The sequence below is a fragment of the Mesorhizobium sp. WSM4871 genome (assembly GCF_055811295.1).
The window spans coordinates 22,433-32,521 of record NZ_JBVVPU010000028.1 but is presented as its reverse complement, the minus strand read 5'-3'; the positions used below and the strand labels follow the sequence as shown (position 1 = coordinate 32,521).

Genomic DNA, 10,089 nt, shown 5'->3' with positions numbered 1-10,089 from the left:
TCGTCTGGAAAGCAGACCCCAATGAGATCATTGCAGCAGTCAAACGCGGGCACCAAGCGTTGGAATCAATCCACTAGCGGTCACCTTGTTGCCGTTGGCGGTCGGCAGGAAGATCGTCACCGGGCCCTTCGCCTTCAGCGCCACGCCGGATTTGGCGCCGCCGAAAACCTGGGCCTCGCCGACCACCTCACCTCCCGCAAAAATCTCGGTCTTCTGGAAGGAGCGCATGCCCCAGTCGAGCAGCTTTCGCGCCTCCTCGGCACGCTCGCGGTCGCTGGCCAGACCGCTCATCGCCGCGATCAACCGCCTGCCGTTCTGGTTGATCGAGCCGACAATGCCGAAACCGCCGGTCTGGCTGGCGCCGACCGCCAGGCCGTCGGCGCCGATATCCATCGCCAGCAGCGGGTTGCGGTTCCTCTGCAGGATCTTGTTCCAGGTGAAATCCTTCTGCCCGTAGTAGCGATAGAGATCCGGGTAATCGCGCCAGATATGCAAGGCCAGCAGCGCAAGTTCGCGAACCGTCGTTTGCTGACCGTCGGCCGGCAGACCGGTCGAATTGACGAATGTCGATTTGGTGAGACCGATCTGCCTGGCCCGTTCGGTCATCTGCGCCGCGAAATTCGCCTCCGATCCGGCGAGGCCTTCGGCGATGATAATGCAGCCGTCATTGGCTGCCTGGACCGTCACGCCCTGGATCAAATCCTCCAGCCGGATCGCCGATTTGAGCTTGGCGAACATGGTCGAGGTTCCAGACGGCGCACCGCCCGTGCGCCAGGCGTGCTCGCTGACTACAAATGTATCGTCGAGCGTCGCGCGCCTCGATTTGATGGCGTTGAACACCACTTCCATCGTCATCAGCTTGGCCAGCGAAGCCGGTGGGAATGGCCTGTCGGCATCCTTGGCAAACAGCACCGTGCCGGTTTCGGCATCGATCATGAACGCCTGTGCGGCCTCGGTTTCGAAAAGCTGCGCCGCCGCCGGCGCCAGCGAAACCAGCAGCAGGCCAAGACCCAAAAGCCCAGCAAAAGGGAGCCCGGCAAAAGGCCAAGCGTGGCGAGATTTCATCAGAGGTTCGACCCGTCAGCCGGCATTTCAGGGCAGGCCCTACAAGCTATCAGGCTTTTCCCCGGCGGCACAATCAACCACGGAAACCCGGGCAACCACGGAAAACCAGGCCTTGCCGGTCAGTTCCGCACGGCGAGCGCATCAGGCGCACCATGCGACCACGCCGCCTGCAGCATCTCATCCAGGCTGCCATGGCCGTCAGGGTAGAGATTGACCGAATACCAGTCCTCGCCGTCGAGTTCGGAGCGCTGGATTTCGGTCTTGCCGAAGCCGGAAAGCTGTGCCGCCACGCGTTTCGCCTCGGCAGCATCCTCGAACGAGCCCGCCGCGACATACTCCGTCGGCGAACCGGCCGACGGCGCTTCCGGGTTACCCCGCTTCCACGACTGGAGGATTTCGGCAGGCGACATGCCGTCGCCATCCAGTGCGGCAAAGGCGTTGGACGCGCGCTCCACGCGCTCATCCGCGTAAGACAGCGACGCCACGGTGAATGGCGATTGCGGATTGATCTCCGGGCGCTCCGGCACGATCGGCCCGAAGTCGGGCAAGGTCAGGTCGCCGAAGGCCGGCGCCTGCGCCGACACAACAGGCTGCGCTCCCGAATTCGTCAGTTGACCAGGAAACGGCACGGCGGCCGTGCCTGCCGGCAGGCTCGGCGACGGTCCATTCATGGCGATCATCACGCCGGTCGGCAGGCCGTCGGATGGATCCGGCGCTCTGTTGCCGGGATGGTAGGACGCCATTAGATACTGATCGTCATTGCCGTCGAGCGGCGCCCGCCCGACATATTCCACCTTCACCTTGGCCGTGCCGCCATTGGCATAGTCGAGCATTTCGGCGGCGCGCTTCGACACGTCAATGATGCGCCCGTCATGGTAGGGACCGCGATCGTTGACCCGCACGATAACCGAGCTGCCGGTCTTCATGTTGGTGACCCGCGCATAGCTTGGCAGCGGCATCGTCGGATGCGCGCCAGTCAGATGCGTCATGTCATAGACTTCGCCATTGGCAGTCAGCCGGCCGTGGAAGGCTTCGCCATACCAGGAGGCTAGACCCACCTTGGCATAGCCCCTGTCCTCCTTCGGATAGTACCACTTGCCGCGAACCTGATAGGGCTTGCCAAGCTGGTCGCGGCCGCCGCCACGCTGCAGGCCCGACATCTTGAAGGTGACGCGCGGGCTGGCCTTCACGCCATATTCGGCCTCGGAGAAATATTCCTTCGAGCGGGGCTTCTTGGTGTTGACCATCGCCTTTGGTTCCGGCGACGCGCAGGCTGCCAGCAAGGCACCGGACAAAGCCAGCAACACGAAAGCGGAAGCGCGACGGAAATGTGGGCGCGCCACAGGCTGCATTTCTTTGATGTCCCCCTACAGTCTCGACAGGCGCACTATGACCCTAACCCAGGAGCCAAAGCACCCGCTCGACAAATGCCAGCGATGCCCTGATTCCATTCCCCTTGTGCGCAGGAATTCTTTATCAGCGTATTAACCGATTGTGGTCGGAACCGGGCAAGATTGTGGCACCAACCGGCAAGGCGATCGGTATGAAAAGCCACCGCTTTTCGACCGGCGCGGCCATGGCCACATCACAGCGCGCTCTTCGCTATCAATACGAAGGGCTGAAATCCGCTGTATAATCTCGGATACTCGGCGTCGGTCAGCCCGGCAGCGGCTCTGATGGAACTTCCTGTGCCGTTATGTGCGACAGCCTTCCGCGCTTTATCAGGATTGGCTTCTCGTATGTCTTCTTCATGGATTCCCCGAAAGTTGAAAACGCTCCGCGAGTTGGCCAGTCTTGCGCCATATTGTCAATCGGCCGGCATACTTTGCCGCCGGCGGAGAGCCGCGGCCGGTTGACAGGGCTTTGCTGGGCGCACTAGAGCAATGACGCGCGAATTGTCTCAGGGTGCGGCAGCGCCGAGCAAACACCAGAACAGATCATGCGCATCCAAGTGATTGAAAATCACGATGGAGGGATGGCCGAGCGGTTTAAGGCACCGGTCTTGAAAACCGGCGTGGGTGCAAGCCCACCGTGGGTTCGAATCCCACTCCCTCCGCCAAAGGCCGCCGATTGCCTCACAAATCACCTGCTATACCAGCTCAATCGAGGAACCAATCTCCGCCGATTGCCGCATGTAAATGGCGTCAGGAAATCGCTGCGCTATCCGACCGCGGCGAGGTATGCGCTGGTCGTTACACGCCCCAAACGTCTGGATTTCGTGCGAAGCATTCGATCAGCATTTCGATGAGGACCCGCACTTTCCGCGTGGGGTGCTGACCCGGCGGGCGTACGACATATACGGCCCCCGGAGGTACCGGATAGCGTGTCATCACCGGAACGAGCGCGCCGGAGGCCACATATTCGTATGTGATGCAATCGGGGAGCCAGGCGATGCCGAGTCCTGCCGCCGCGGCAGCGGCAAGCGCCGTAGCGTTGTCGGCCTTGAACCTGCCCTGCGGCTGAGCCGTGACGATCTTGTCGCCATCCATGAACTGCCAGGCTTCCGTTCCTTGCATGAGGGCCTGATGGTTGACGAGCTGCTCTACCGTCTCCGGTGAACCGTGCGCTTTGATATAATCCGGGCTTGCGACAAGCTTTCCGTGGATCGGCCCGACGCGCTTCGCGATCAGGTTGGAGTCCTGAAGATAACCAACCCGGATCGCGCAATCGAAACCTTCGGCGATTAGATCGACGAAGCGATCGCTGTAGGAGGTATGGATGTGGAGCTGCGGGTGGTGTTGTGCCATTTCCGCAAGCACGGGGGCAAAGTGGGTTGGGCCAAAAGAAAGCGGCATGGCAACTCTCAGGCGGCCGCGCAGTTCCCCGGCGGGGAGGATCGTTTCCCTGGCCGCATCGATCTCGGCGCTGGCTCGGGCCGCATGGTCTCTGAACGTGATTCCCGCTTCTGTGAGCGCAGCGCCGCGGGTCGTTCGTGCAAGAAGCTGGACGCCAAGCTCCGCTTCAACCCGAAAGAGCCGCCGACTGACGATCGATTTGGAGATGCCGAGCCGGCGCGCGGCGGCCGATACGCCCCCTGCATCGGCCACCGCGACGAATGTCTGTAGATCTTCGATGTCCAATTCGGCGTTCCTCGTTTCGCGACACAGCTTGCCTGACTATGGCACTACCGCATCACCAGAAGGAACAGCAAATTGTCCCCAGGCAACGTCGCCCGTTGGCGCATGTCTCCAATGAACCCATCGCCGTCCATGGCGGCAGAGAAAGGAAGTCTTGATGACCCCTCGTAACGGCCTCGATTCGCTTCTTCGTCCTGAAGACTCGGTCCTCGTTCTGATCGATCACCAACCTTATCAGCTCGCAAACCTGAACAGCCACGACCCGCACATGGTGGTCAACAACACGACCGCGCTGGCGAAGCTGGCAAAAGCCTTCAATGTTCCGACCATTCTCACCAGCGTGATCGCGGCGCGCGGCGGACTTCTCTTTAAGCAGGTCACCGACGTATTTCCGGACCAGGAAGTCATCGACCGCACCTGGGTGAACACCTGGCAGGACGAGAATGTGGTGAATGTCGTCAAGGCAACCGGCCGCAAGCAGCTGATCATCGCCGGCCTGTGGACCGAGGTCTGCGTCGCAATGCCTGTGATCCAGGCCGCCGGCGAAGGCTGGGACGTGACCGTGATCACCGACGCGTCGGGCGGGATTTCGACGGAGTCTCACGAAGTTGCCATCCAGCGAATGATCGCGGCCGGCGCGAACGTGATGACCGTGATGGCGCTCGCTGGCGAATGGCAACGCGATTGGGCGCGCACCGAGCATGTCGAGGACCTGACCGAGATTCTCATCCAGCACTTCGGCGGCAGCGGCATCGCGTATCTTTGGGAGCAGCAGCTTCTCAACACGCCAGTAGCGGGCTGATCCCGGCTGGCATGGCGAGCATTTTGGTGAGGGGCGTTTGCCGGCCCTCACCGCCCTCACCTCGCAGGGAAGCCTTCTATCGATTTCGCTTCATGCGGCAAGTTTGCCGGGTTGGTCAGCGACGACCCTTCGGCGGATCCAGGAACGTTTCAAAGCTCTTCGTCACCTTCTCGAATCCCACTCCCTCCGCCAGATAGTTCAGTAGACAATTGTTTTAATCACATTTTCTTACTTGGAGCGCTGGCGTTCCCACCTTGGTTCCTAACGTCTGGAATGATGATGCCGCCTGGGCTGCGGCGCTCTTCGACCCCATAGTCTTAGCCTCTTCTTCGGGCTCGTAAGCCGCCGGCGCCTCCAGCCGCGGCCAAGGCAGCGGCTGCCAATCTTCGATTCGGACGGAACTTCATCTCGGCAACGAAGTTCTGACGCATGGGAAATGAGGAGATGCGAAATGAGCAACCATCCAAAGGACGGCGCGCCCGGCACTACAGATCAATGGCCACGCTGGGAAGGCGCTCCTGAGTCGAGGCCACCAGGCTATCTGCCCGCTAAGGATAATCCCGATGTTGATCGAGATGCCGCGGGTGAAAATCTCAGTGACCCCGACAAACGCAATCTCTCAGATGCTACCGCGACGGGAGGAAATTCCCGAGACGAGCGCATCAGGGAACGCGCATATGACATTTGGGAGAAAAGCGGACGGGAGCATGGCAGCCATGAGGATCACTGGCATCAAGCCAGGCACGAAATCGAAGTCGAAGAGGCAGCCGATACGCGTCGGAATGCTGGAGACGGTCCAGCACCAGCCAAGCATTCGAAGAACGTTGAAGTCCTCGAGACCCGACGGCCTAAGCCAATCAACAAGAAATGATTTTTCCTCGAATAATCCTGGAGATTGCCATGTTCAAAATCCCTGTGCGCCGCCGCTTGTCCAGAGTATCCGCGCCATGGCTATCTATCCTGAAATCCGTGCGGAGGTGACCAATGGATGACGAGCTGCGCGAACGATTGAAGCTGTTGAGCGTAAGGCTGCACAAGAGGGCCACGGAACTGTCGTCTACCGAAAGAGAGAGCGATATCGCGATCTTGATGTCGTCGATGGCGGTGGTGATCGAAACCTTGGGTGTGCTCGGGAGCGAGGTTCATACCCCGCGATCGGGTCCATCAACACCTTTCTGACACGGCGGCAAACACGGCGGACGCGGGCTTGGAAGACACGCCCTCCGCCAGATTCGTATAACTACCTGTTTAATTGCTATTCCAATCTGTGCGATCGCTTCCTGCGGCAAATTTGCCGGGTTGGTCAGTGGCGACCTTTCGGCGCATCCAGGAATGTCTCAAAGCTCTCCGTCACCTTCTCGAGTGGCGTTCCTTCCGCGTTGCAGCCTCGCACGATAGCGGCAGCGATCTGCAGCATGTCGGCTCGGCTCCCGACAAGCTTCGCCACCACGGCGTTCTCCGGGCCATCACTGTCGCCGTCGTAGCTAAAGCGCTGCGCCACAAACAAGGTCAGCCTGAGATTGTCGCCCATGAACTGGAGTGGGCCGGCGCCGGTGACGAAGGTGTCGGAGACGCAAAACGGTTCGACTATAGGGATGTTGCTCATGAAGCTCTTCCTCCGAGTGCCTTGTAACAGGCATTCCTCACCTTATCGGGCATACCTTCCGCTACGTTACAGCGAAGTCGCTTCCGGTCATCACTTGATTGGAGGAGACGGCAAAACTTGCGCGCGTGCTGGCGTTGCGCCAGTTCCATAGCCGATAGGGCAATCGGGAGTTCAAGAATACGACAGGCGAGTGATGCTGGCGGCCAAGAAGAATTTCGCCAAAGTGGTGCCGAACCCGAAACCCAACCGAATTTACTGGCAGCCCGCAGTCTACCACAATGAAAAGCGCTGAAATGCCAAGCGCTTCGGGCCATGTCTTCCCCGTATAGCTCATGGCTACCGAACATTCCGGACTAATGGCGCCAAAGGTTCCCAGCCTGCTCCGTCGTGAGCGGTACGAAAAAGTTGATTTTTCGAACCGGGGATATGGCGTTACTCTGTGGTGCACTCTCACAAAGCCAGGAGCCACAGATGAAGACCACTATATTAGTCGCCGCCGCCCTAGGCCTTTCCGTGTCCGGCGCCGCGGCGGAATGTGTTGGCCACACCAAAACAACGGCTTCGGTCGACCAGCAAACCAAAGTGGCAAGCATCGCGAACAGCAATACGCCGGCAACTGCCGATACCGCCACAACTGCCGACACGCCGGTCCTCAAAAACGAGGACGCGAAAGCGGCAGAATAGGCGCTTCAACACGAAGCAAGCCCTGACTGACCGCCCCATCCCGCGGGCGTTGACGTGGGCCGGGACTCTTTGGTTGCGACCCAAGAGCGTCACAAGCTCGATGGCTCGTCCAGACTGTTCGAAAGAGGTGCCGGCCGGCGCCTCTTTCATCTTTTCAATCTTCCAAAAAACCGCCAACTCATAGCCGTCCGGATTTGAGAAATGGAAGCGGCGCGGTAAGCCGGCTTGGCAATCCTGCAGCCGACCTCCCCTGCAGCCGACCTCCCCTGCGCTGGTCTCCTCGTTCTCGCCGTGGCCTCGTCCCGTTTTGGCACAATCTGATTGGCATCTGAATTGCACAGTGAGACTCACCAGAGTTGGGCTCGCTGATTGCGGGAAAGCGAGCTTCTTCGGCCATTGTGTGAGCGCCTTCATATCAGTTTCACACGGGGCGGCTTTGAATGATGTCGTCAGGCGCTGCGAAGGAGATGGAAATGGGTTTAGCCGAAAACTTGTCCGATATCGCGCTCACATTCGGTTGTCCGGATTGTTCGCATCCGACGGTAAGGAAGGGCTCCGCGCTGAGAACGATCGCGCACATCAGATGTGACGGCTGCAACGCCAAGGTGCGGATCACCTATCCGCACAAGATGGCGATCTTCGAAAAGCACAAGCAACTGGCCCCCCAAGGCGCGTTTTGATTGGCTGTTTGCCAAGCACGGGCACCTCGACAACGGTTGCCTTCTCGGCGCATTCCTCGTCGAGGTTTCCACCCGGAGCGCCGCCGATCCCAACCGCGCCAATGGTCTCATCGCCGATTTTGATGGGCACGCCCCCGGCAAGCACAAGAAACCCCGGTATGCCGACCAATGGGACAGCGCCGGGGTTTTCCTGAACATTCTTCGCCGCGGCGCTGGTCCCCCTCACCTCTCCGACCACACCGCCAGCTCGTAGCCGTCGGGATCGGAGAAATGGAAGCGGCGGCCGCCCGGGAAGGAGTAGGCCGGCTTGACGATCTTGCCGCCGGCCTCCTCGACGCGGCGCTGGATGTCGTCAAGCCTGTCGGCATAGAGGATCACCAGCGGACCGCCGACCGCCTTGCCCTGGCCACCGAGAGCGAAGCCGCCGGTCAGGCGGCCGTCGTTGAACTCGCAATAGCCCGGTCCATAGTCCTTGAATGACCAGTCGAAGGCCTTGCCGTAGAAGTCGCGCGAGCGTGCGATGTCGGCGACGGAAAACTCGACATAATCGATGCGTTTGTCGTTGCTGGATTTGGCCATGATCGTCTCCTTTCGTGAGTTTGATGCTCAGCGTTCGAGCAATGCTTTCAAGGCTTGGAGGTCGCGCTCCACCGCGACGGCGTCGGCGGCGAATACCTCCTCCGTCACGTCAGGCGTCTTCAGAAGCGTGAACATCACCTCCGCGCCGGTCCCGTTTTGAACCACGCGCACCGCATTGCGGGTTTCCTTGTCCTCGGCAAAGACGATGTGATCGAGGACACCGAATTCGTTGGGCCGGGAGAAACGGATGCGGATGAGCCGGCCGTCCGGATCCTCCGCCGTCCATTCTTCGCCCGATTGCTCGAAGCGCCTGCCGAGACCTGCCGCCCATCGCTGGAAGTTCTCCGGGATGGAGGCGAAGTCGTAGACTTCGCGCCAGTCCCGGTCGATGGACACGGTGATGATGCGGGATTTGTAGATGGTCATATCTGCCTCCTTCCGACGAAGGCAGATTAGGCTGACGTCACGGTGGCGTATTGAACAAAACGGCCAGTCAGGCGCCGTACTGCCGCAGAACCGCCGCGGGCGAAAAACCTGACAGGCGCCGCACCTCGCGGGTGAGATGGGCCTGGTCGCTATAGCCTGCTTCGAAGGCCAGACCGGCAAGGCGCTCACCGCCGGACTGTCGCGCCAGGCTCAGGAACCGCTGAAAGCGGAGAATGCGATCGAGCGTCTTCGGCCCATAGCCGAAAGCCTCCTGGCAGCGGCGGCGCAGCGTTCGCGGGCTGACATCCAGCCGGTCGAGGATCACCGCCATGCCTGGACCGGCTGATTCGGTCTTCAGTGCGTTGAAGGCAAATCCCATGTCCGGAGGCGGCGGCTCGATATCGGGCGCGCGTCTGGAGAGTGCCCCCTCCATCGCCCGCATCCGTTCTATCGTGGAAGACGCATCGCCAATTCTGCGGGCGATCTCGCGTGCCTGCGTTCCCCAGAAATGGCCGAGCGCCACCCGGCCGCCGACGATCTCCGACATTGGCAGGCCGAGCCAGCGGCTTGCCGCACCTGGCCGGAAGCGCGCGCCGATCACGGTGCGACCAGGTGTCAGCGCTGAGAGAGCAACGGCAACGTCGGGGCCGGCGACGATCAGCTCGCCGTCGATCCAGGTGATGTCGACGCAGCCGTCCGGGACGACGGCCGACAAGCTCCCTGCATCCGGTCGCACCGCATTGGACCAGACACACTGGAAATGTCTTTCGAGAGCGGCCGCGGGATCGAACTCGCGGTAGTCCCCAATCGCCCCAGAAAGGACGGCTGTGTCGGCATCAGACGTCACGAGCCTCTCCCGTGAGGAATACTTTCGGCAGTCGTTCTTCGGCTCTGGCATCTAATCTATTGCCGCGGCGGCTTGCATCAACCCTAACCCCAGCCTGATCGGCCATTTGTGGTCGGTTCTCTCCTCCCGCGGCACAACTGCCAATTGCCGCACGGCATGGCTTTTACTATTCCTGTGCCTGGCGCGAGTTCAGGCCATGTATCGCGATTTGACCTTGGCTGCATCCCGAAACACGCCGCGACCTTGTGATAGAGGGAACTTGAGTGACATAGAGGTTCCAACGACCGAAGGGTTCGACTTCGGCCTCGCTTCGCGTTGATCGG

At 60.6% G+C, this 10,089-nt stretch carries 11 protein-coding genes, 1 tRNA gene and 3 pseudogenes; 7 read left to right on the top strand and 8 right to left on the bottom strand.

Going from position 1 to position 10,089, the window contains the following annotated elements; all coding sequences use genetic code 11:
* Positions 1 to 75: 75 nt before the first annotated feature.
* Together AC0L2H_RS31580 and AC0L2H_RS31575 are read right to left on the bottom strand one after the other, a co-directional pair.
* Positions 76 to 1,065: pseudogene (locus AC0L2H_RS31580) on the bottom strand (D-alanyl-D-alanine carboxypeptidase family protein); the annotation flags it as partial.
* 119 nt (positions 1,066 to 1,184) lie between these two features.
* Complete coding sequence (locus AC0L2H_RS31575; RefSeq protein WP_473593623.1) at positions 1,185 to 2,417, bottom strand: septal ring lytic transglycosylase RlpA family protein; 1,233 nt, start codon at positions 2,415 to 2,417, stop codon at positions 1,185 to 1,187.
* Between the two features lie 617 nt (positions 2,418 to 3,034).
* On the opposite strand from AC0L2H_RS31575, the gene AC0L2H_RS31570 reads away from it, so the two are divergent.
* A tRNA-Ser gene (locus tag AC0L2H_RS31570) sits at positions 3,035 to 3,124 on the top strand.
* Positions 3,125 to 3,257: 133 nt separating this feature from the next.
* Here AC0L2H_RS31570 and AC0L2H_RS31565 read toward each other — a convergent pair.
* Entirely contained in the window at positions 3,258 to 4,145 is an 888-nt protein-coding gene (locus tag AC0L2H_RS31565; RefSeq protein WP_473593622.1) for a LysR family transcriptional regulator, read from the bottom strand.
* A gap of 154 nt (positions 4,146 to 4,299) precedes the next feature.
* Between AC0L2H_RS31565 and AC0L2H_RS31560 the strand changes: the two genes are divergently transcribed.
* The 4 genes and pseudogenes from AC0L2H_RS31560 to AC0L2H_RS31545 all read left to right on the top strand — a co-directional run bounded on the left by AC0L2H_RS31560 (position 4,300) and on the right by AC0L2H_RS31545 (position 6,123).
* Positions 4,300 to 4,944 carry a hydrolase gene (locus AC0L2H_RS31560; protein ID WP_473593621.1) on the top strand — a complete coding sequence of 215 codons (645 nt, stop codon included), beginning with the start codon at positions 4,300 to 4,302 and terminating at the stop codon, positions 4,942 to 4,944.
* Positions 4,945 to 5,395: 451 nt separating this feature from the next.
* Positions 5,396 to 5,581 (top strand): annotated as a pseudogene (locus AC0L2H_RS31555) (hypothetical protein); the annotation flags it as partial.
* Between the two features lie 24 nt (positions 5,582 to 5,605).
* Complete coding sequence (locus AC0L2H_RS31550) at positions 5,606 to 5,815, top strand: DUF2934 domain-containing protein (RefSeq protein ID WP_473593625.1); 210 nt, start codon at positions 5,606 to 5,608, stop codon at positions 5,813 to 5,815.
* A gap of 113 nt (positions 5,816 to 5,928) precedes the next feature.
* A complete protein-coding gene (locus AC0L2H_RS31545) occupies positions 5,929 to 6,123 on the top strand; it encodes a hypothetical protein (protein ID WP_473593620.1) in 195 nt (64 codons plus the stop codon).
* Between the two features lie 124 nt (positions 6,124 to 6,247).
* Here the strand turns inward: AC0L2H_RS31545 and AC0L2H_RS31540 are convergent, their stop codons facing one another.
* On the bottom strand, positions 6,248 to 6,550 hold the full coding sequence (locus tag AC0L2H_RS31540) for a hypothetical protein (protein WP_473593619.1): 303 nt from the start codon (positions 6,548 to 6,550) through the stop codon (positions 6,248 to 6,250).
* Between the two features lie 471 nt (positions 6,551 to 7,021).
* Between AC0L2H_RS31540 and AC0L2H_RS31535 the strand changes: the two genes are divergently transcribed.
* A complete protein-coding gene (locus tag AC0L2H_RS31535; protein ID WP_473593618.1) occupies positions 7,022 to 7,234 on the top strand; it encodes a hypothetical protein in 213 nt (70 codons plus the stop codon).
* A gap of 473 nt (positions 7,235 to 7,707) precedes the next feature.
* The gene (locus AC0L2H_RS31530; RefSeq protein ID WP_473593617.1) at positions 7,708 to 7,914 is read left to right on the top strand and encodes a hypothetical protein; all 207 of its coding nucleotides are present in this window, start codon (positions 7,708 to 7,710) and stop codon (positions 7,912 to 7,914) included.
* Between the two features lie 46 nt (positions 7,915 to 7,960).
* Here the strand turns inward: AC0L2H_RS31530 and AC0L2H_RS31525 are convergent.
* From AC0L2H_RS31525 to AC0L2H_RS31510, 4 genes and pseudogenes are all read right to left on the bottom strand, one after another.
* Positions 7,961 to 8,131: pseudogene (locus AC0L2H_RS31525) on the bottom strand (heme-binding protein); the annotation flags it as partial.
* 5 nt (positions 8,132 to 8,136) lie between these two features.
* A complete protein-coding gene (locus AC0L2H_RS31520; RefSeq protein ID WP_473593616.1) occupies positions 8,137 to 8,493 on the bottom strand; it encodes a VOC family protein in 357 nt (118 codons plus the stop codon).
* 27 nt (positions 8,494 to 8,520) lie between these two features.
* On the bottom strand, positions 8,521 to 8,919 hold the full coding sequence (locus tag AC0L2H_RS31515) for an SRPBCC family protein (protein ID WP_473593615.1): 399 nt from the start codon (positions 8,917 to 8,919) through the stop codon (positions 8,521 to 8,523).
* A 67-nt stretch (positions 8,920 to 8,986) separates the two neighbouring features.
* Complete coding sequence (locus AC0L2H_RS31510) at positions 8,987 to 9,817, bottom strand: DUF6597 domain-containing transcriptional factor (RefSeq protein ID WP_473593614.1); 831 nt, start codon at positions 9,815 to 9,817, stop codon at positions 8,987 to 8,989.
* Positions 9,818 to 10,089 lie beyond the last annotated feature (272 nt).